Raw genomic sequence first — 20,761 nt, forward strand, 5'->3', positions numbered from 1 at the left:
TCGAAGCAGCATCGGCCGATCGGTTGATACGGGGTACGACCAGCGGTTCGCAGGGCCGGTCATGAGGCTCCGTCACCGCCGGACGGCCGAAAAACCACATGAGCGATGTCAGTGGTGAACCGTAGGCTCGCCTGTGATGCCCGAAGAACATGTAGAGCCCAAGGACCGGTCCACCGTGCGCTCTCTGCTGCGGTTGTGGCCCTATGTGAAGCCGGTACGAAAGCGCCTGTTCGGCGCAGCTCTGGTCGCGGTAGTCGCTTCCTGTATCGGTCTGGTGATCCCTCTCGTACTGAAGTGGATCGTCGACGGTCCGGTGGCGGGCCGCGACCCGGGTGGCGTCTGGCTCGGCGCGCTGTATCTGCTGGTGCTGGGCCTCGCCGAGGCCGCGCTCTTCGGGGTGCGGCGGTGGATGGTGGCCCGGCCGCTGGCGGGGGTCGAGGCGGCGATGCGGGCCGACCTGTACCGGCATCTGCAGCGGCTGCCGGTGGCGTTCCACGACCGTTGGCCGTCGGGGCAGTTGCTCTCGCGCGGGACCACGGACCTGATGCTGGTGCGCATGTTCCTGGCTTTTCCGCTGACCTTCCTGCTGGTCAACGGAACGACGATCCTGATCGGTTTCATCATTCTGCTGATGCAGCAGTGGACGCTGGGACTGGTGCTGCTCGCCCCGGTGGTCCCGTTGGTGATTCTCTGCTCGGTCTTCGAGACGAAGTACTCGCTCGTGGCGCGCAAGGCGCAGGATCAGGTCGGCGATCTGACGACGGTCGTCGAGGAGAGCGTGCTCGGCATCCGCATCATCAAGGGCTTCGGCCGGCACCGCAGCCAGGCCCTCGCGTTCCGTGCCCTCTCGCAGCGGCTTCGAAGCACGGAGCTGGGCAAGGCCCGCCTGCTCGCGGGCATCTGGGCCGCCATCACCACGATCCCCGAGCTGGCCATCGGGGCGGCGCTGGTCCTCGGCACGGTCCAGGTCGCGGACGGCGGGCTCTCGGCGGGCACGCTGGTCGCCTTCCTCTCCACGGCGCTCGCGCTGCGGTGGCCGATCGAGTCGATCGGCTTCCTGCTGGCGATGAGCCAGGAGTCGGCGACGGCGACCGAGCGGTTCTTCGAAGTGATGGATGTGGCCGAGGAGGACGACACGGCCGCCGCCGACGGCCGCGCGCCGAAGGACACGGCCGGTCAGGGCGAAATGGTCTTCGAGGGTGTGGAGTTCCGCTACCCCGACGCCGAGGCCGGCTCCGTACCCGTACTGTCCCGGATCGATCTGCGCATCCGCCCCGGCGAGACGATGGCCCTGGTCGGGGCCACGGGTTCCGGGAAGACGACGCTCACCGCGCTCGTGCCGCGGCTGCACGAGGCGACCGCGGGGCGGATCACGCTGGACGGCAGGGACATCACCGCCATGCCCCGGCAGGAGCTACGCGAACTGGTGTCCGTGGCGTTCGAGGAGCCGACGCTCTTCTCGGCGAGCGTCGGGGAGAACGTGCTGATGGGCGCCGAAGGCGCCGGGGAGGAAGAGCTGCGGCGGGCACTCGCGGTCGCGCAGGCCGACTTCGTGTACGACCTGCCCGAGGGCATCGACACCCAGGTCGGCGAGCAGGGGCTCAGTCTCTCCGGCGGACAGCGGCAGCGGCTCGCGCTGGCCCGCGCCGTGGTCGGCCGGCCACGATTCCTGGTGCTCGACGATCCGCTCTCCGCCCTGGATGTGCACACGGAGGCGCTGGTGGAGGCCGCCCTGCGGCAAGTGCTCGAGGAGACGACGGCGATCGTCGTCGCGCACCGTCCGTCCACCGTGATGCTGGCGGACCGGGTGGCGCTGCTGTCGGAGGGCCGGATCACCGCTGTCGGCACCCATCAGGAACTGCTGCGCGGCAGCGCGGAGTACGCCTGGCTGATGTCCGGCGCCACAAGCGCACAGGAAGGTGCCATTGCCGAAGACGCCTTCCCCGACCCGTCCGACGAGGACCGCCTTGTGCCGGACGTCCCTGCCGAGAAGGGCCGCACCCGATGACGAGTACGACGACGACCGGGCCCGCCGACCGGCGCGATGCGCGGAAGAAGCCCGAGGGCCCGTCCCCCTCCGACGGCGCCGGTGATCAGTTCGACCGGGACGATCTGCCCACGCCCCGTGGTGCGACCCGCACACTGCTGATGTCGCTGCTCCGGCCGCACCGGGGCCGGGTGATGGTGTCCGCGCTGTTGCTGCTGATCCAGCAGGCGGCGGTGCAGGCGGGCCCGCTGCTCGTCGCCTACGCCATCGACAGCGGTGTGCCCGCCTTCCGGGACAAGGACTACGGGCCGCTGATCGCGGTGGCCGTGGGATACGCGCTGTGCTCGGCGGCCGCAGGGGGCATGCAGTACGCGTTCATCCGGGCCTCCGCCCGGATCAACCAGGACGTGCTGCTCGATCTGCGCGGGCGGATCTTTCGCCATGCACAGGCGCTGAGCGTGGACTTCCATGAGCGCTACACCTCGGGCCGGCTGATCTCCCGTTCCACCACGGATGTGGAGTCGCTGCGGGAACTGCTCAGCGAGGGGCTCCAGGAGCTGATCGGCATCGTCCTGTCCTTCGTGTCCATCTCGCTGGTGCTGCTCTGGCTGGACTTCGGTCTCGGCGCGGTCGCGGTGCTCTCCTTCGTGCCCCTGTATCTGTTGGTACGGCTCTACCAGCAGCGGGCCAGGGTGCTCTACGCGGCGCGGTCGACGGCGATCGCCGCGGTCATCGTGAAGTTCGCCGAGTCGATGAACGGCATCCGTCCCGTCCAGGCCTTCCGCCGCGAGCGCATCAACGACAAGCACTTCGAGGACCTCAACAGCGCACACGCCTGGAAGAACGGCGGCGCGATGCTGGAGATGGCACGCTATGTCGTCGGATCCCGGCTGGTCGCCAACACGGCGGTCGCCGGGATCGTGCTGTGGGGTGCGTACCGCGTGGCTTCGGGCACCCTGGCACTCGGTGTGCTGGCTGCGGCCGTGCTCTATCTGCGCCGGCTGTACGACCCGATCGACCGGCTCGGCATGTTCCTCAACTCCTACCAGTCGGCCGCGGCTTCGCTGGAGAAGATCGCGGGGCTGCTCGACCAGACCCCTTCCGTCCCCGAGACGTCGGATCCGCGGGAGCTGCCCGCCCTCACGGGTGATCACCCGGGCCGCGAGGTCGTCTTCGACTCGGTGCGGTTCGCCTACCGGACGGGCGGCGAGGTGCTGCCCCGCTTCGATCTGACGGTCCCGGCCGGCCAGACCGTGGCCGTGGTCGGTTCGACGGGCGCCGGCAAGTCGACGCTCGCCAAGCTGCTGGCCCGCTTCTACGACCCGACCGACGGCCGGGTGCTGCTGGACGGGACCGATCTGCGGGATCTGGCCGTGCCCGAGCTGCGGCGGGGTGTGGTGATGGTGACCCAGGAGGCGTTCCTGTTCTCCGGGACCGTCGCCGAGAACATCGCGATCGGCAGCCCTGACGCGACCCGTGAGGAGATCGAGCAGGCCGCCAAGGCGATCGGCGCACACGATTTCATCGCCCAACTGCCCGAGGGATACGACACGGACGTACGCAAGAGGGGCGGCCGGATCTCGGCCGGTCAGCGCCAGTTGGTGGCGTTCGCACGGGCCCTGCTGGCGAACCCGGCGGTGCTGATCCTCGACGAGGCGACGAGCTCCCTGGACATCCCCGGCGAGCGGGCGGTGCAGCGGGCCATGGACACGGTGCTGCACGGCCGCACCGCGGTCGTGATCGCGCACCGCCTGTCGACCGTGGAGATCGCGGACCGGGTCCTGGTGATGGAGCACGGGCGCATCGTGGAGGACGGCGCCCCGTCCGAACTCATCGGCGGCACGGGCCGCTTCGCCGGGCTCCACCGGGCGTGGCGGGAGAGCCTGGCGTGACGGGGAGCTGAGTCCAGGATCCGCGAGTCGACGCGCAATGTCGGCTGAGGATGCGCACTCGATGCGCACATCCCGGTCCGAGTGCGCAATGGATCTCGCGACCAGCGCCGATGCGTACCTTGCCGTCGATCCGCGCCACCATGCGGCAGGGCTGGGCGCCACTTGCCGCGGAGTTCGGCGATGCCGGTGCTGTCAGCGCTCGGGGCAGCTCACACCGCCAACCCGAGCGAGCAAGGCAGCGTCCTCAGTGGGTAACCCGTCCATCGCCAAGCCGCCGAGGTCGAGTCGTCCGTTCCCGCCGGCTCTCAGATCCCAAGGGTCGCTACTCACGGTGACTGCCAAAAACGTCCGGACACGGAGTTCTGCTCAGGATCAGCCGACACGAGCGCTGCTCATCACCCGCGGATTCCGACGTATCCGCAGAAGCCAGTGCTCACGAAGTCGCGCTCCCTACAGCGGTGCAGGGCCCAGGACTTGATGCGCACTGTCGGCGCTCCACGCGCAGTGGATGCGCACATCCGGGATTCGACGCGCGACGACTCCGGGCCGTCATCGTCAAGTCGCGGGACCGGCCCGGCCGGTCCGGGCGTCCACCGGCCGTCACAACGCCGAGCGACCTGTATCCGAGTCGTCCGATGCGGGCTGCTCGGTGACCGCGTCGAGGTCCCGGAGGTCTCCGACGGGCACAGGTTTGATCGGCAGGTGGGCGGAGAAGCGTCCGCCGAGCCCAATCGTCTGCTCGCGTGCCGATGCGAGGACCGTGCCGACGCTGCTCTCACAGTAGCGTCCCTGACAGGGGCCCATGCCCGTCCGGCAGGAGAGCTTGACGGCGTTGACGTTGCTGACGAACGGTGACGATTCGAGGAAGTCGTCGAGTTCGCCGCGTGTGACCAGTTCGCATCGGCAGACGGTGGTTTCTCGCGTCGCCAGGTCTCCGAGCGCGCCACGGACCGGTTCGAACATGTTTTGCACAACAGTGGAGAATCGTGTCGATGCGTGGATGCCACGTTCTGCTTCGGCGAAGGCCGCGGCCGACACGGCACGTCCGAGGCTCGCGGCGATCCCGAGACCCGCGAGCGTGCCCTCGGCGCGGGACTGGTCGGCGCCTGCGACGCCCGTGGGCTCGCCGGCGACGAACACCCCGGGGACGGATGTCTGCAGTCGTTCGTCGTGTGCAACCACCCAGCCACCCCGCGGCGAATCAAACACGAGTTCGCATCCGATCTGACGGGCGAGCTCCGTCGATGCGGAGAAGCCGTACCCGAGCACGAGGTGCGATGCAGCGACCTCGCGGGGTGCGCCTGTCACCTTCCACCGCCGGTCGACCCTGGCAAGCTCGATCCGGGACACGTGTTCCGTGCCTTGGGCGGCCGTCACGATGGTCCGGGACGAGACCCGAACGCCCTTGCGCACCAGCCGCGCCAGGATCGCGCCCGTCTCTGCGAGCATCCGTAGATGACCGGGTACGGCGCCGAGGGCGCGGAGCATGTCCACCGGCGTCGGGATGCTCTGGGCGAACGCGACCTCGCGCACGGAAACGCCGTCGCGGATGAGCAGGTCGGCCACGAGCAGCAGCAGCGGATGCGCCCCGGCCAGCACGACGTCGCCGACGGGTGCGATCTTCTGCGCCTTGACGAGGGTCTGGACACCGCCGGCGGTCATGACGCCGGGCAGCATCCAGCCGGGGAAGGCGACGGGAAGGTCGTAGGCGCCGGTGGCGATCAGCAACCGACGCACGCCGATCACGCGAGTGCCGTGTTCCGGGTGATTGATCGCCACGCACAGCCCATCCGGCTCTGCGTCGTCGTGCAGCACGCCGATCGCCGACCAGCCGAACTCCGTCGTCAGCCGCGGGTCCGCCTCGAAGCGCCGAATGAGCTCGGTGGCCCAGCCGTAGCCGGCGGTGGGGTGCAGGACGCTTCCGGTGAAGGTCTCGGGCGGCTGACGGAAGATCTGTCCGCCCGCTCGCTGCTGCTCGTCGATGACGACCACTGTCAGGCCGTGATCGGCGGCGGTGAGAGCCGCCGACATGCCCGCCGGACCCGCGCCTATGATCGCGAGATCAAACATCACAGCCTCCCTGACGTCTTGATGACCATGCCCTCGCGCGCCGGGGTGAGGCAGGTGCGAGTCAGCAGCCGACCGTCGACCGTGGCGGCGCACTCGAAGCACGTCCCCATGTTGCACAGCGGCGCCCGCGGAGCTCCGATGCGGTCTCGTTCGAACGCGGCCCCTGCGGCGAGCATCGCCGCAGCCACCGTGTCGCCCGTACGCGCGCGAACCGGCTCGCCGTCCACGGAGATTGTCACGGCGTCGCCGCGTTCTTGCGCGGTGTGACGCCAGGATCCGTCTGTGGTCATGGGGCGCTCCCTTCCGCAAAGCGGGCCGGGTCGTAGGGTGCGAGGTCGATATCGGGCGAGCGCCCGGCGATGAGGCCGGTCAGCACCCGCGCGAAGCTCGGCCCGAGGGTGAAGGCCGATCCGCCGGTGGCGACGAACACCCCCGGCGCGCCCTTGACCGCGCCGACGAGAGGCAGTTGGTCGGGGGCCACCGTGGTCGCGCCGACCCAACTGCGCAGGGCGGGGACCCGTTCCAGCGCGGGAACGGTGTTCACGGCCGCGCGCGCGTTGCCGGCGATCGACTGCGGGATCAACTGGTGCTTGCGGTCGAATTCCGGGACGCCGTGCACGTCCCTCATCAGTCGTGCCGGCCACCCGCCGCCGATGAGGACCGTGTTGTCGAGCGACTGCTTGAGCGACAGGCGCGCGCCTGCGTGCTGGACGAGGTGGGGGATGAACTTGGGGACCTTCGAGGTGACGGTCATCGTGAGGGCGAGGGGGACGGTGGGGAGCTGGGCGTCGAAAACCCGGCCGAGCTCGGTCGTCCATACGCCGGCGGCGAGCACGACTGCTGCGGTCCGGACGGTGCGGTCCCGTTCGCCTCCCGCGCGGTCCGTCTCCCGGAGGGTGACTTCCCATCCGGTCGCCGCGCGATGCGCGCCGACGAGGCGGGAGCGTGCACGCACGGTCGCGCCGGCCGCGATGGCCGCGCGTCCGACCGCGGGAGCGGCGATACGGGCGTCCGCCTTTCCTTCCAGTGTGCTGAGGTTGGCTGCGACGATGTCCCGTGAGAGGTACGGTGCGACGTCGTCGAGCTCGGTGCGATCGAGCGTGCGCACGTCGAGGCCCCAGGAGCGTTCCAGCTCCGCCTTGAACTCGAGCATCCCGACCTGGCCGGAGTTCTCGGCGACCATGAGCCCGCCCGTCTGGCGCACGCCGAGCGGCTCTCCGATCTCGTCCTCCATACGCGCCCACATCCCGGCAGCGTCGAGGTGCAGCGGCATCGCCTCCGCCGCGACGCGCGCGGCCTCCCGGCCCGCCTCGACCATCCGGTATTCGAGCTGGAAGTGCAGGCTCCCCGCGTTCTGGCCCGAGGCGTGCTGGTTCACCTGGTCCTTGTCGACCAGGAGCACGTCCGCCCCGTCGCGGGCAGCCATCCACGCCGTGAGGCAGCCGAGCAGGCCGCCGCCGACGACTACGACGTCGTACTGCTCAGTCATCGGCGAGGGAGACCGTCTCGATACCGAGCTCGTGCAGGGTCGCCTCGACGCGGGCGACCTCGTCCGGCGTGAGATCGAGGAGCGGCGCCCGCACGAATCCCGCGGGGATGCCGCGCAGCCGCAGTGCGGTCTTGATGATCGCCTGCTGGTTGCCGAACTGCACGCCGTAGTCGGGACGGAACCACGCGTCCATGTACACGCGGTCCCTCCTGCCCAGCTGGACCGCGCGCTCTCGGTCCCCGGCGTCGACGGCGTTCCAGAAGTCGGCCTGGTCACGGCCGAGGATGCCGCCCGTTCCCATCAGGCCGTCGCCGTGGCCGAGCATCGCAAGGTCGGCGCCGAGCGCGTTGGTGGGCAGACCGAAGTACCGTACCTCGCTCTCCAGCGCGTACATCCCGGCGAGGAAGCTCGCGAAGTCTCCCGTCGAGTTCTTGATGGCGACGACATTCTCGATCTGCGCGAGTTCGGCCAGCAGTTCCACGTCCATGTCCACGACGCAGCCGCGCGGCCAGTTGTACACGGTCATCGGGATGTCGGTGGCATCGCTCACCGCCCGGTAGAACGCAACGATCTCCTTCCTGTTGGGCACGATGTAGGGGGGCGGGGTAAGGAGGATGCCGTCGAGGCCCGCCGCCTGTGCCGCGCGGGCGTGGGTGATCGCCTCGTGTGGAGTGAAAGCGTTGCAGGCGCCGAGGACCGGGAAGGCGCCGCTCCGGTGTTCGGCGCCCGCCGCGAACAGCTCCGCGCGCTCCTTCGTGGACAGGGAGAACCACTCGCCGCTGGTGCCGGCCAGGATCGCGCCCTGGATGCCCTCGTTGACGAGCCAGGCCATCTGCCGGTGCAAGGCGTCGATGTCGAGCGCGCCCTCGCGGGTGAACGGTGTGGTGATGGCGGGGATGTAGCCGCGCCAGTTGACGGTGTTGCGATCCATGTCTGCTCCAATCGCCGGTCGTCCGGCTGTGTTCTTCCTGGGGTGTGCTTCTCAGACCGCGGCCGGCACGGGCTCGGGTCGCTTCAGTTCGACACCGTCCGGGCCCTCGAAACGGCGGCCCCAACCGGTTGCGGCCGCCACGACCATGACGACGGTGAGGACGAGCGGGTAGAGCATCGCGACGAAGATCTCCGTCGTGGCCAAGGCAGGAACGCCCTTGATCCCGGTCGTGAGCTGCGCGCCGATGAACAGATAGGCGCTGAGGACGGGGACGATGGAGGCGATCCCCATCGCGAAGCAGTCCATGACGACCGCTCGGCGGTAGGGGTGCAGGCCGACGCGGTCGCCGATCTCACTGGCGACCGGGCCGAACGTGAGCATCGCGGCCGAGTTCACGCCGCCGAACAGCAGCGTGGTGAACGAGATCCCGATGCCGATCGCGAACTCCGCACCACGCGGGGTGCTGGACAGGCGGCTGTTGGTGAGGGCGCTCACGAGCCAGTCGAGGATGCCCGCCTCGGTGAGTACGCCCATGATGCCGAACACGGTCACCACCAGAGCGATCACGCCGAGCATGTCGCCGATGCCGGAGACCAGGAATCCGGTCGGCGCCCCGTCGGTGACGCCGATGATGCCCTCAGGGGTCAGCAGGCCCGAGGCGAGGCCGGTGACGATCCCTGATGCCAGCCCGACCGTGACCGCCTTGAAGATGTCGCGGGTGAGCAGCGCCACGGTGAGCATGAGCGCGACGGGGATGAGCATCACGAGGGCGAGCGGATCGGCGGCCTGCTCCAGCAGCTCCTGCGAGTGGGCGAGGTCGCTCGACCGGCCCGACGACCCCAGCAGAAAGAATCCGACGGCCGCGAAGCCTGCCGCGGTGAAGGCGAAGCGAGCGCGATTGCGGACGACTCCGGCGATATCGGCCGTGCCGGCCTTGCGACGGAACGTCTGCGTCGACGAGGAGATGACCGTCGTGTCGGAGATCGGGGCGACATTGTCTCCGAAGATCGCGCCGGAGATGATCGCGGCGGCGAGGAACGCCGGCTCGGCGCCGAGGAGCACGCCGGCCGGATAGAAGATCGGGAACGCCGTGAACATCGTCCCGATGGACGACGCCGTCGCCATCGAGATGATGCACACCGCGACGAACGCGAACAGTGTGAAGGTGCCGCCGTCGACGCCGAGGATCTCGGCGAGCCACACGAACCCGCCGGAGACGTTGGTCTCCTTGATCAGGGCGGACATCAGCCCCACGCAGAAAAGGATCATCACGATCGTGACCGCGGTGGACGATCCGATCCCCTTCGTCACGGCGGACCAGTACGCCGCATACGACTTGGCGAGCAGCGCGCCGACGAGCAGCGCGACAACACCTCCCGCGGCGAGCGCGGTCATGTCGAACGTCTTGAACACGCCGAAGAAGAGGACGCAGAACGCGAGGAACACGACGACCGGCAAGAACGCCAGTGCCCTTCCTCCGCGGAAGGCCAGATGCTTGTCGGCGCTCATGGCGGTGAACCTCTCCACAACATTGGGGACAGCACAGCAGGCGTGCACTTATTTACGTGTGTACACAAAAGTGCACAACGCTTCGACTGTCAACCGTTGACTCTCCAGGTAGAACGTGCTAGCACCCACAGGGCTCACGTACACAAGCGTGCACAATGGCGCGCACGGCTCAGCTAGGCTGAACGCCGTGATGGGAGACCAACTACGCACGCTGCGCACGGAGGCAGGGCTCAGCCTGCGCGACCTCGCAGCGCAGACCGGCCTGTCGGCGACCCTGCTCAGCCAGGTCGAGCGAGGCGCCCGCGAGCCGAGCCTCAAGACTCTCCGTGCCTTGAGCACGGTCTTCGGCCCATCGACCGCCTCGCTGTTCCATGAGCAAGCCCCGCTCACAGCGCACCACAGCCGCCCCGGCGAACGCTCCCGCCTGCTCATGCCGAAGGGCCTCGTGCAGTACGAGCGCCTGACCCCGAGCAACGGCCAACTCGAAGTTCTGCTCGGCACGCTCGAACCGGGCCAGGCATCCGGCGACGAACAGTGGGGCCATGTCGCGGTCGAGTGCGCCTACGTCATCACCGGCACGGTCACGGTGCACGTTGCCGACCAGCGTTTCGAAGTGCAGGCGGGTGAGGCACTGACCTTCGACGCCACACGGCCTCACCGCTACACGAACAACGGAAGAGAAGCGGCGACCTACCTGACGTCGGTGACACCACCCACGCCATAGCGGAACACCGCAGAGGCCCCGGGGCCACGACGCCCGCCGAAACGGCATCCGCGCGCCCCATCCGCAGGACTCAGTGCCAACGATCACGAGGAACCCGCAAGGGTGTGACGGGGAGGGTGTGGGGCCTCGATTCCGGCAGGTATGACCCGGGCCCGCCCCTCGTCTGCTCCACTCGGCGCGCGCGATCGGGCCGGAGCTGGTCTCCTGATCCCGGGGGCCGTCCACCCGCATTCCGGAGAGATCCAGATGAGCGTCTATCGAGCCGCGCAGGTCACCACCGCCGCCGGTCCGTTCGAGATCGTCGAGCGCGAGGTGCCGCAGCCGGGCCCCTGCCACGCACGGGTGGCCGTGGATGCCTGCGGGATCTGCCACAGCGACGCCCTTTTCGTGAACGCCGCGCTTCCGGGCGTACGGTTTCCGCTGGTCCCCGGGCATGAGATCGCCGGGCGGATCGAGGAGCTGGGTGAGGGAACGCAGAACGCCTGGCAGGTGGGCGACCGCGTGGCGGTGGGCTGGTTCGGCGGCAGCTGTGGCCACTGCACACCCTGCAGGCAGGGCGACTTCGTCGTGTGCCGGAACCTGAAGGTCCCCGGATGGGCGTACGACGGGGGCTACGCCGAGACGGTGATCGCACCGGTGGACGCCCTGGCCCGGATCCCCGACGCACTGGCGGCGACCGATGCGGCGCCCATGGCCTGCGCGGGAGTGACCACGTACAACGGGCTGCGGCGCAGCTCCGCCCGGCCGGGTGACCTGGTCGCCGTGCTGGGCATCGGCGGGCTCGGCCACCTGGGGGTGCAGTACGCGGCCGCGATGGGCTTCGAGACCGTGGCCATCGCCCGCGGAGCCGCCAAGGCCGACTTCGCCAAGGAGCTCGGCGCGCACCACTACATCGACAGCACGGCGGACACCTCCGTCGCGGACGCGCTGCAGGCCCTCGGCGGCGCCAGGGTCGTCCTGGCCACCGCCGCCAACTCCGGGGCCATCACGGCGACCGTGGAAGGGCTCGCCCCCCGCGGTGAGCTGGTGGTCATCGGCGCGGACCCCGAGCCGCTGGGAATCAGCCCGACCCAGTTGCTCATGAGCGGCAAGGTCGTCCGGGGCCACCCGTCAGGCACCGCGCAGGACGTACAGGACACCCTGGCGTTCAGCGCCCTGCAAGGAATCCGCCCGATGACGGAGACCGTGCCGCTGGACGGGGCCACCGAGGCGTACCGGAAGATGATGTCCGGTGCCGCCCGCTTCCGGATGGTGCTCACCACCCGCTGACGCACGCGGCTCCGCACAGGAGCTCCGGTCTTCACCGCGGCCGTCGTTTCTCCTCGGTACGGGCTCCGCTGCCCGCGGGCGCATCGTGGAGGACGGTGCCCCGTCCGAACTCATCGGCGGCACGGGCCGCTTCGCCGGACTCCACCGGGCGTGGCGGGAGAGCCTGGCGTGACGGGGGCGGGTTGCAGGGTCCGAGGCTTGATGCACAATGTCGGCGCTCAAGCGCAGTGGACGCGCACATCCGGGATTCGATGCGCAACGACTCCGGACTGTCATCGCCAAGTCGCGGGAATGGCACGGCTGGACCGCGAAAGCCACCCGTCCCTGTCGTGAGTCTCCATCAGCTCGGCATCATGCGAAACATCGAGTTGCGCAGGCGGGTGCGCTCGGCGGTCATGAAGCGGTGCAGGTTCCGGGAGCCGAAGGCGACCCGCTGGGCGCTGCGACGGCGTTCCGAGTCGTAGGCGCGCAGGGCGGCGGGCAGGCCGACCGGGCCGTGCTCGGCGACGGCCCGGGTCAGGGCCTCCGCGTCGAGGATCGCCGTGCACGCACCCTGGCCCAGGTTGGGCGTCATGGCGTGCGCCGCATCGCCGACCAGCGCGACCCTCCCGCCGTTGACAAAGGTCGGCAGAGCGGGGAACAGGTGTCGCATCTCGTAACGGATCCAGGTGGACGGGTCGGTCTCGGCGAGGACACGCGGGATGGGGTCGTGCCAGTCCTCAAAGTACCCGCGCAGCTCCTCGGCCGTGGTGGCCTCGGGCACGGTGGCGTACCAGTTGGTGCGGCCCGGCTCGACCGGGGTCATCCCGAAGAACCGGCCCTTGCCCCAGGTCTCGCCGTAGACGCCGCTCTCGAAGTCGGCGATGCCGATCCAGGCGACGGTTCCGACATGCCGCGGGCCGCTGCGCTCGTCGAACCGCACGGCGCGCACGGCGCTGCGGATTCCGTCGGCACCGACCACCAGGTCGTGCCCGGCCACCAGCGCATCCACCTCGGAGACGTTCTCCCCGAACTTGAGAGGTACATCCCCGAAGGCGTCCAACTCGGCCATGAGGGCATCGATCAGGTAGGGCCGGGAGATCAGCAGTTCGGGGCGGCCGGCCTTCCGCTCGATCCGCTCCAGCGGGAGGCTCGCCATCACCTTCCCCTCTGGAGTGCGGATACGCGCGCCCCGGTAGGGAACCGCCCGGCCGCGGAACGCCTCGCCCACCCCGAGACGGTCGAGCGCGGCCTGCGCGGTGGGGTGAATGCCGAACGCGGTGCCGTACCGCTCCAGCTCCGTCCGCCGCTCCAGGATCGACACCGCCCAACCCGCGCGGCGCAGCCCGATCGCCGTCGCCAGCCCACCGACTCCCGCCCCAACGACAACCGCCATTCCCGTCATGCCACCCTCCCCGGCTCGCCGCCCGACCCTTCGACCGATCACCACACCTGTGGTACCACGGCTGGGGTAGCGTGGGCAAGGGGCCCGGACGAAGGAGAGCTGACGGTGAATCCGGATCGACGAGACCGGCTGCGCGACGCGGCCGTCGAGGTGCTGGCCGAAGCGGGCGGACGCGGCCTGACGCACCGCGCCGTCGACACGACCGCAGAGGTGCCGCCCGGCACCACCAAGAACTACTTCCCGACCAGGGACGCCCTGCTGCGCGCAGTGGCCGAGCGCTGCCTGGAGCGGTACCGCGAGACCACGGCACACATGGCCGCCGCTGGACCGGGATCCCCTGACCGCGAGGGCCTGGTGGCCATGTTCCGGGCGCTCGTGGAGAACGTCGCAGGGCCCGGTCGCCCCCGCCTGCTCGCCTACCTGGAGCTGCAGGTCGAGGCGGCCCGCAAGCCCTGGTTGTCAGCCATCCTCGATCCCATCGCGGCCTCCGACTTCGAGGATTTCGAGCTGGCTCAGCGGGCCGCCGGACTGCCCGTCACTCCGCAGCGGGCAGCCATCGTCACCCTCGCCATGCACGCCGCCATCCCACACCTGCTGGCCGACGGCTCCGACACCCTGGCCGCCGCCGGCCTGGACAACCCCGACCGCTTCGTCCGCGGCCTCCTGCAGGCGGTGTACCCGGAGAGCCCGGACGGACCGAAAGTGGCATCGGCCGCAGCTGGTGACGCGGCCCGACCTCACTCGTGCTGAGCGATGAGGGCGCTTCGTCGACCCGTGACATGGATGCCCGTCCCCGCCGCGAACGGTCGGCGGGGACGGGCGATCACGTGCACGGCCACCATTTCCCCGCCCGACACGGCGGTCCGCACCGGTCGCAGTGACACGAGGACGAGCGGGAGCCGAGGCTCCGCATCTCGACGAGGGGAACGCCCGAGGGGCCTGAGGCCGGGACTGCGGGATGGGCCTCGACCATCGAGCCCGCCCGAGAAGGAGCTGGCCTGGGCGGGCCCGTCAATCCGTCTCGGGCCGGGTTCGGCGGGCGTATGCGCGGGTCTGGTAGTACTTCGGCGCCGGACGGGCGGGGGTGGGCCGGATCCGTACGGGTGCACTCCGAACTGACCTGGTTCAAAAGCAGTTACAGCGGCTCGCAAGGCGATGACTGCGTCGAGGTGGCGATGTCCGGGCCTGCCTCGGAGCCGACCGCGACCGTCCACGTACGGGACTCCACACTGCGCCAGAGCCCCCAACTCACCGTGAACCCCGGCGCCTGGCAGAGCTTTCTCCCGTACGCGACACAGGGCTGACACCCGCCACGTCCGCGAAAGCCCCGTCCCCCGACGTGTGTCGAGGAGCGGGGCTTTCTGCTTGCTTCCGTCCGTAGCGCCGGAGGACCGCACCGGATGACCGCACCCCGCGACCGACGGGCACAGGACGTGGGGCCTGAAGTCACCGTCCGGTGACTCCGGTCGTGTACAGGCACCACCCGCGGCGCCCCGTACGCACCACTCGCGCGCGTCCAAGGGCCGTACGCGCACCGCAACAACCCCCGGCACCGAACCCCGAGCGGTACAAGGCACCGGGCCGAGCCGTCCAACCCCGAGCACAGGGAGAGAAATCAGCCACATCCCATCACCATCTCGGCCAGCGGCAACCACCCGCCACCGGACCCGCTGTTCACATACGGCCGATTCGGGCCTGCCCCGCCCCTCTCCCCGAATTCCGGCCGCGCGGACCTCTTACGGCATCGCGATGGTGATCGGCGAAACGTCCGCTTAACGAACATGACCTTTCCGGCAACGAACGAGTTCCGGCCAACTTGTTGACGCGGTCCTGACAGGACCATCTTCCGGCTGACACTCTTCACCCCGTTCCGCGCACTTCTCGTTCTTCCCGTCGGCTCACCCTGCCGCCGGTACCCCCCTCGCAGAAGGAGTCCGCGTGAGATCCACGCCCAGCCGTCGCGCCACCGCGACCGGCGCTCTGATAGCCGCAGCAGCCCTCCTCGCCGTCGGAGTCCAGACCGGTACGGCCACTGCCACTCCCGGCAGCGCCACCGCAGCGGTACCGGCGGCCGCCGGCGCCGACCACGGTGCCCTGGCCAAGCAGCTCACCCCGTCCAAGCGCGCCGAGCTGATCCGCGAGGCCGACGCGACCAAGGCGGCCACGGCCAAGGAGCTCGGTCTCGGCTCCCAGGAGAAGCTCGTCGTCCGGGATGTCGTCCAGGACAACGACGGCACCACGCACACGCGTTACGAGCGCACCTTCGCCGGACTTCCGGTGCTCGGCGGCGACCTGATCGTCCAGGAGTCCAAGTCCGGGGCGACCCAGGGCGTCACCAAGGCCTCCAAGGTGACCAGTGGTCAGCTGAAGGCCGTGGACCTCAAGGCGGACGTCGCGCCCGCCAAGGCCGAGAAGCAGGCGCTCGGCCTCGCCAAGGCCGACGGTTCGAAGAGGACCGAGGCCGACCGGGCGCCCCGCAAGGTGGTCTGGATGGCGCAGGGCAAGCCGCAGCTCGCCTACGAGACCGTCGTCGGCGGCCTCCAGCAGGACGGCACCCCCAACGAGCTGCACGTCATCACGGACGCGGCCACCGGGGCGAAGCTGTACGAGTGGCAGGGTGTCGAGAACGGCACCGGCAACACCCAGTACAACGGCCAGGTCACCCTCGGCACCGCCCCGTCGTACACGCTGACCGACACGGGCCGCGGCAACCACAAGACCTACAACCTGAACCACGGGTCGTCCGGCACCGGGACGCTGTTCACCAACTCCACGGACGTGTGGGGCAACGGCAACCCGTCGAACGCCGAGACCGCCGCCGCGGACGCCCACTACGGCGCGGCCGAGACCTGGGACTACTACAAGAACGTGCACGGCCGCACCGGTATCCGCGGTGACGGTGTCGGCGCGTACTCCCGCGTCCACTACGGCAACGCCTACGTCAACGCCTTCTGGCAGGACAGCTGCTTCTGCATGACGTACGGCGACGGCGAGGGCAACGTCAAGCCGCTGACCTCGCTCGACGTGGCCGCGCACGAGATGTCGCACGGTGTCACCGCCGCCACCGCCAACCTGGTCTACAGCGGCGAGTCCGGTGGCCTGAACGAGGCGACCAGCGACATCTTCGCCGCGGGCGTGGAGTTCTACTCCAACACCACCGCGGACCCGGGCGACTACCTCGTCGGCGAGAAGATCGACATCAACGGCGACGGCACTCCGCTGCGCTACATGGACAAGCCGAGCAAGGACGGCGCGTCCAAGGACGCGTGGTACTCGGGCATCGGCAACATCGACGTCCACTACTCCTCGGGCCCGGCGAACCACTTCTTCTACCTGCTCTCCGAGGGCAGCGGCGCCAAGGTCGTCAACGGGGTCTCCTACGACTCCCCGACCTCCGACGGCCTGCCGGTGACCGGCATCGGCCGCGCCAAGGCCGAGCAGATCTGGTTCAAGGCGCTCACCACCAAGTTCACCTCCACGACGAACTACGCGGCGGCCCGCACCGGCACCCTCGCCGTGGCCGGTGAGCTGTACGGCACGACCAGCGCCGAGTACAAGGCGGTCGGCGACGCCTGGGCGGCCATCAACGTCGGCACCCGTGACGGCGGCAACCCGGACCCGGGCGGCAAGGTCTTCGAGAACAAGACCACGGTCGCCATCCCGGACCGCGGTGCGGCCGTCTACAGCTCGGTCAACGTCACCGGTATCACCGGCAACGCGCCCAGCACCCTCAAGGTCGGCGTGGACATCACCCACACCTACCGCGGTGACCTGGTCATCGACCTCGTCGCCCCGGACGGCACGGCCTACCGGCTGAAGAACTCGGGCTTCGACTCGGCGGACAACGTCCAGACGACCTACACGGTCGACGCGTCGTCCGAGGTGGCCAACGGCACCTGGAAGCTGAAGGTCCAGGACGTCTACTCGGGCGACACCGGCAAGATCAACAGCTTCAAGCTGACCTTCTGAACCGGGTCGGTGTCTGAACCGGATCGGCGTCCGAACCGGCCGGCGGGTCCTGAAACCAGCTGACGTTCCGAACCCGTCGGCCTTCTGAACCCGGAGCCGGGTCCGGCTGCGATACGAACCGCCCGGGAGGAGCTCTCGCTTCCTCCCGGGCGGTTTCACGTCCGCGGCGGGTACCGGGGCCGGGCGGACGGTGCGTCAGCGCATCAGCAGACCCGCGCCGTCACCCATCGAATCCGTGGGCAGTGCCACCAGGCCGAGTTCCGCGCTGGTCGCCAGCAGCGGATGGGCGGGAAGCACCCGGACCGTGTAGCCGTACGGCCCGGTGCGATCGAGGGCCAGCGGACCGTCGTAAAGCCAGCGGCCCTCCAGGTCCTGGCCCCCGGCGGGCTTCAGCGGGAAGACCTGGGCGTCCGAGATCCCGTCGGCGGCGTCCACCCGGCCGGCCACCGCTTGGACCTCCACATCGGCCGGCTCCAGCACCCCGAGGGCGATCCGGACCCGCAGCACCAGCGTCGACCCCAGCTCGGCCGAGCCGCCCGCCGTATTGGGCGCCATGGCCTCCACATGGTCGACGCCGACGCGCGGCCAGGCGGCGCGGACCCTGGCCTTCCAGTCGGCGAGCTGCCGGGCCGTGCCGGGATCCAGCGCACGCTGGGCGATCGCGGCGGGCGCGTACAGCCGCTCCACATACTCGGACACCATGCGACCTGCCAGAACTTTGGGCCCGAGGGTGCCCAGCGTGCGGCGGACCATCTCGATCCAGCGCTCGGGGAGCCCTTCGCCGCCCCGGTCGTAGAAGCGCGGCGCGACCCGGTCCTCGATCAGCTCGTAGAGGGCGCCCGCCTCCAGATCGTCACGGCGGTCCTCGTCCATGACCAGACCGTCGGCCGTCGGGATCGCCCATCCGAAGTCCGGCTCGAACCACTCGTCCCACCAGCCGTCGAGGACCGAGAGATTGAGGCAACCGTTGAGCGCGGCCTTCATGCCGCTCGTACCACAGGCCTCCAGGGGGCGCAGCGGGTTGTTGAGCCAGACGTCGCAGCCCGGGTAGAGCTTCTGCGCCATGGCCATCCCGTAGTCCGGCAGGAACACGATGCGATGGCGCACCCGGGGATCGTCGGAGAACCGCACCAGCTCCCGCACCAGCCGCTTTCCGCTGTCATCGGCGGGGTGGGCCTTGCCGGCGACGACGATCTGGATCGGGCGGGTCGGGTGGAGCAGCAGTTCCCTCAGCCGGTCACGGTCGCGCAGCATCAGCGTCAGCCGCTTGTACGAGGGCACTCGCCTGGCGAAGCCGATCGTCAGCACGTCCGGGTCCAGCACGCTGTCGATCCAGCCGAGTTCGGCCGCTTCCGCGCCCCGGGTGCGCCATGAGGCGTAGAGCCGCTCGCGCACCTCGGTGACCAGTTGTCCGCGCAGGGCCCGCCGCAGGTCCCAGAGTTCCCGGTCCGGGACGTCGGCGGCGGAGTCCCAGCGTCCGGGAGTGCCGCCGTACCCCTTGCGCAGCCGGAGGATCTCGGGCGCGACCCAGGTGGGTGCGTGGACCCCGTTGGTCACCGAGGTGATCGGCACCTCCGCGGCGTCGAAGCCCGGCCACAGCCCGGCGAACATCTCGCGGCTGACCGACCCGTGGAGCGTGGAGACCCCGTTGGCCCGCTGGGCGAGCCGCAGCCCCATCACCGCCATGTTGAAGAGCTCGGGCTCACCGCCGGGGTGGGTCTCCACGCCCAGTTGCAGGATGCGTTCGACGCCCACTCCCGGAAGTTCGCCGTCGTCCCCGAAGTGCCGGGCGACGAGTTCGCGGTCGAACCGGTCGATCCCGGCGGGCACGGGCGTGTGAGTGGTGAAGACCGTGCCGGCCCGCACGGACTCCACCGCGGAGTCGAAGTCCAGCCCGGTGCCGGAGAGTTCACGAATCCGTTCGAGTCCGAGGAAGCCGGCGTGCCCCTCGTTGGTGTGGAACACCTCGGGCGCCGGATGCCCTGTGAGGCGGCAGTACGTCCGCACGGCCCGTACGCCGCCGATACCGAGGAGCATCTCCTGCAGCAGCCGGTGCTCGCTGCCGCCGCCGTACAGCCGGTCGGTCACCTCGCGTTCGCCCGGCGCGTTCTCCTCCACGTCGGAGTCGAGCATCAGCAGCGGCACGCGTCCCACCTGGGCCTGCCAGATGTGGGCGTGCAGCGAACGGCCACCGGGAAGGGCGAGGACCACCCGGCTCGGGGTTCCGTCGGCTTCGCGGATCAGGGTGAGCGGCAACTCGTTCGGATCGAGTACGGGATAGTGCTCCTGCTGCCAGCCGTCGCGGGACAGGCTCTGGCGGAAGTAGCCGTGCCGGTAGAGCAGGCCGACCGCGATGAGGGGGACGCCCAGATCGCTGGAGGCCTTGAGATGGTCGCCGGCGAGGATGCCGAGCCCGCCGGAGTACTGGGGCAGTGCGGCGGTCACGCCGAACTCGGGTGAGAAGTAGGCAACGGCGGCCGGCAGCTCTGCTCCCTGGGCCAGCTGCTCCTGGTACCACCTGGGACCGTCCAGGTAGTCCCGGAGGTCTGCGGACACCTGGGTCAGCCGGTGCAGGAACTGCTGGTCCAGGGCCAGCTCGGCAAGTCGCCCGGCGGATACGGCACCGAGCAGCCGCACGGGGTCGCATTCCGCCGTCCGCCGGATCTCCGGGTCGACGGCCTGGAAGAGCTCACGGGTCTCGGTGTGCCAGGACCAGCGCAGATTGCGGGCGAGGTCACTGAGTGGTTGAAGGGGATCGGGGAGGACGGGACGCACGGTGAATCGACGAATGGCCTTCACGTATTCCACCTTTACAGGGGACGTACGGATCCGAGGGGACGCACCACGGTGTGCGCCTCTCCGTCACCCTCGACGTCAACGGTGGGCCGTTCGCCGCAGCCACGGCGCGCGACCGGCTCACAGCGCGTGCCATCGGCCGGTCGCCCGCCCCTTCTCCGCCCCGTGGCGACCTCCTCCCCGCCCGCCCCCATCACATCCGCATCCGCATCCGGGGCCCCGAACGGCCGGTCCAGGCACATCCGCCACATAGGTAATGGCCGATTCCGTCCCCTCGTTCGGTCTTGTGGCACTTCGCACCGAGGGGAAAGCTGCCCAGTGGCGTCCGAAGGGGCGCCGGCGAGCCCCGAGCACGCGGGGCGGCGCTCGGCGCATTCAGGTCGTCACAGATACGCCCGAGTAGTTGACACACCACCGGATTGGCCCCCCGAGAAGCATGGGAAGGCTTCTCCGGTACACAGCCCGAGTCCATCCCGGGACCACGCGAATGCCGCCCGAATGCAGCACGAATGCGAGGCACCTGCGGGACCGGTTTTCATCCGGTTTACATCCGCGCAACACATCCGCGCCCCAGCAGTTCGAGTGCCATTCGAGTGAATGCGGACAGGAGCGGCCATGCCCACACCCCATCAGCCGTCAACGGAGCAGCTAGAAAGGACGGACCCCATCGGTCGCGGTGCGCGTATTTCGCCCTCCGCGGCCGCATCGCGCCCCGTTCACCCCGTCCAGTCCCCAGGTGAT

At 69.7% G+C, this 20,761-nt stretch carries 14 protein-coding genes; 7 read left to right on the top strand and 7 right to left on the bottom strand.

Annotated elements, in window-relative coordinates; all coding sequences use genetic code 11:
• The first annotated feature begins 136 nt into the window (after positions 1-136).
• A complete protein-coding gene (locus OG953_RS13625; protein ID WP_405684419.1) occupies positions 137-2,008 on the top strand; it encodes an ABC transporter ATP-binding protein in 1,872 nt (623 codons plus the stop codon).
• Complete coding sequence (locus tag OG953_RS13630; protein ID WP_405684420.1) at positions 2,005-3,879, top strand: ABC transporter ATP-binding protein; 1,875 nt, start codon at positions 2,005-2,007, stop codon at positions 3,877-3,879. Before OG953_RS13625 ends, OG953_RS13630 begins: the two co-directional genes overlap by 4 nt.
• Positions 3,880-4,479: 600 nt before the next feature.
• Here OG953_RS13630 and OG953_RS13635 read toward each other — a convergent pair.
• The 5 genes from OG953_RS13635 to OG953_RS13655 are packed head-to-tail and all read right to left on the bottom strand — an operon-like array spanning position 4,480 to position 9,878.
• Positions 4,480-5,949 carry an FAD-dependent oxidoreductase gene (locus tag OG953_RS13635; RefSeq protein WP_405684421.1) on the bottom strand — a complete coding sequence of 490 codons (1,470 nt, stop codon included), beginning with the start codon at positions 5,947-5,949 and terminating at the stop codon, positions 4,480-4,482.
• Positions 5,949-6,239, bottom strand: coding sequence for a (2Fe-2S)-binding protein (locus tag OG953_RS13640; protein ID WP_405684422.1), 291 nt, complete (start codon positions 6,237-6,239; stop codon positions 5,949-5,951). Before OG953_RS13640 ends, OG953_RS13635 begins: the two co-directional genes overlap by 1 nt.
• On the bottom strand, positions 6,236-7,438 hold the full coding sequence (locus OG953_RS13645; protein ID WP_405684424.1) for an NAD(P)/FAD-dependent oxidoreductase: 1,203 nt from the start codon (positions 7,436-7,438) through the stop codon (positions 6,236-6,238). Before OG953_RS13645 ends, OG953_RS13640 begins: the two co-directional genes overlap by 4 nt.
• Positions 7,431-8,369 carry a dihydrodipicolinate synthase family protein gene (locus OG953_RS13650; RefSeq protein ID WP_405684425.1) on the bottom strand — a complete coding sequence of 313 codons (939 nt, stop codon included), beginning with the start codon at positions 8,367-8,369 and terminating at the stop codon, positions 7,431-7,433. The genes OG953_RS13645 and OG953_RS13650 overlap by 8 nt, the downstream gene beginning before the upstream one ends.
• A 51-nt stretch (positions 8,370-8,420) precedes the next feature.
• Complete coding sequence (locus tag OG953_RS13655; protein ID WP_405684426.1) at positions 8,421-9,878, bottom strand: Na+/H+ antiporter NhaC family protein; 1,458 nt, start codon at positions 9,876-9,878, stop codon at positions 8,421-8,423.
• A 190-nt stretch (positions 9,879-10,068) separates the two neighbouring features.
• On the opposite strand from OG953_RS13655, the gene OG953_RS13660 reads away from it, so the two are divergent.
• Both OG953_RS13660 and OG953_RS13665 read left to right on the top strand, forming a co-directional pair.
• Entirely contained in the window at positions 10,069-10,602 is a 534-nt protein-coding gene (locus OG953_RS13660; protein ID WP_405691807.1) for a helix-turn-helix domain-containing protein, read from the top strand.
• A gap of 246 nt (positions 10,603-10,848) precedes the next feature.
• On the top strand, positions 10,849-11,871 hold the full coding sequence (locus OG953_RS13665; protein ID WP_405684427.1) for an alcohol dehydrogenase: 1,023 nt from the start codon (positions 10,849-10,851) through the stop codon (positions 11,869-11,871).
• 340 nt (positions 11,872-12,211) lie between these two features.
• Here the strand turns inward: OG953_RS13665 and OG953_RS13670 are convergent, their stop codons facing one another.
• Positions 12,212-13,255, bottom strand: coding sequence for an FAD-dependent oxidoreductase (locus OG953_RS13670; protein ID WP_405684429.1), 1,044 nt, complete (start codon positions 13,253-13,255; stop codon positions 12,212-12,214).
• A gap of 105 nt (positions 13,256-13,360) precedes the next feature.
• On the opposite strand from OG953_RS13670, the gene OG953_RS13675 reads away from it, so the two are divergent.
• From OG953_RS13675 to OG953_RS13685, 3 genes are all read left to right on the top strand, one after another.
• Positions 13,361-14,005: a TetR/AcrR family transcriptional regulator gene (locus tag OG953_RS13675; protein ID WP_405684430.1), complete on the top strand. Its 645-nt coding sequence runs from the start codon at positions 13,361-13,363 to the stop codon at positions 14,003-14,005.
• A gap of 353 nt (positions 14,006-14,358) precedes the next feature.
• Positions 14,359-14,559: a DUF397 domain-containing protein gene (locus OG953_RS13680; protein ID WP_405684431.1), complete on the top strand. Its 201-nt coding sequence runs from the start codon at positions 14,359-14,361 to the stop codon at positions 14,557-14,559.
• Positions 14,560-15,193: 634 nt separating this feature from the next.
• The gene (locus tag OG953_RS13685) at positions 15,194-17,224 is read left to right on the top strand and encodes a M4 family metallopeptidase (RefSeq protein ID WP_405684432.1); all 2,031 of its coding nucleotides are present in this window, start codon (positions 15,194-15,196) and stop codon (positions 17,222-17,224) included.
• A 195-nt stretch (positions 17,225-17,419) separates the two neighbouring features.
• On the opposite strand, the gene glgP is transcribed toward OG953_RS13685, so the two are convergent.
• A complete protein-coding gene (gene glgP / locus OG953_RS13690; RefSeq protein ID WP_405684434.1) occupies positions 17,420-20,023 on the bottom strand; it encodes an alpha-glucan family phosphorylase in 2,604 nt (867 codons plus the stop codon).
• Between the last annotated feature and the right edge of the window lie 738 nt (positions 20,024-20,761).

Origin of the sequence: Streptomyces sp. NBC_00057 (assembly GCF_045041165.1) — a bacterium.
In the GTDB taxonomy this organism is placed as follows: domain Bacteria; phylum Actinomycetota; class Actinomycetes; order Streptomycetales; family Streptomycetaceae; genus Streptomyces.

Bases quoted from the DNA above. Each gene is read 5' to 3' on its own strand.
- OG953_RS13625 (WP_405684419.1), top strand. From the start codon at position 137: ATGCCCGAAGAACATGTAGAGCCCAAGGACCGGTCCACCGTGCGCTCT.
- OG953_RS13630 (WP_405684420.1), top strand. From the start codon at position 2,005: ATGACGAGTACGACGACGACCGGGCCCGCCGACCGGCGCGATGCGCGG.
- OG953_RS13635 (WP_405684421.1), bottom strand. From the start codon at position 5,949: ATGTTTGATCTCGCGATCATAGGCGCGGGTCCGGCGGGCATGTCGGCG.
- OG953_RS13640 (WP_405684422.1), bottom strand. From the start codon at position 6,239: ATGACCACAGACGGATCCTGGCGTCACACCGCGCAAGAACGCGGCGAC.
- OG953_RS13645 (WP_405684424.1), bottom strand. From the start codon at position 7,438: ATGACTGAGCAGTACGACGTCGTAGTCGTCGGCGGCGGCCTGCTCGGC.
- OG953_RS13650 (WP_405684425.1), bottom strand. From the start codon at position 8,369: ATGGATCGCAACACCGTCAACTGGCGCGGCTACATCCCCGCCATCACC.
- OG953_RS13655 (WP_405684426.1), bottom strand. From the start codon at position 9,878: ATGAGCGCCGACAAGCATCTGGCCTTCCGCGGAGGAAGGGCACTGGCG.
- OG953_RS13660 (WP_405691807.1), top strand. From the start codon at position 10,069: ATGGGAGACCAACTACGCACGCTGCGCACGGAGGCAGGGCTCAGCCTG.
- OG953_RS13665 (WP_405684427.1), top strand. From the start codon at position 10,849: ATGAGCGTCTATCGAGCCGCGCAGGTCACCACCGCCGCCGGTCCGTTC.
- OG953_RS13670 (WP_405684429.1), bottom strand. From the start codon at position 13,255: ATGACGGGAATGGCGGTTGTCGTTGGGGCGGGAGTCGGTGGGCTGGCG.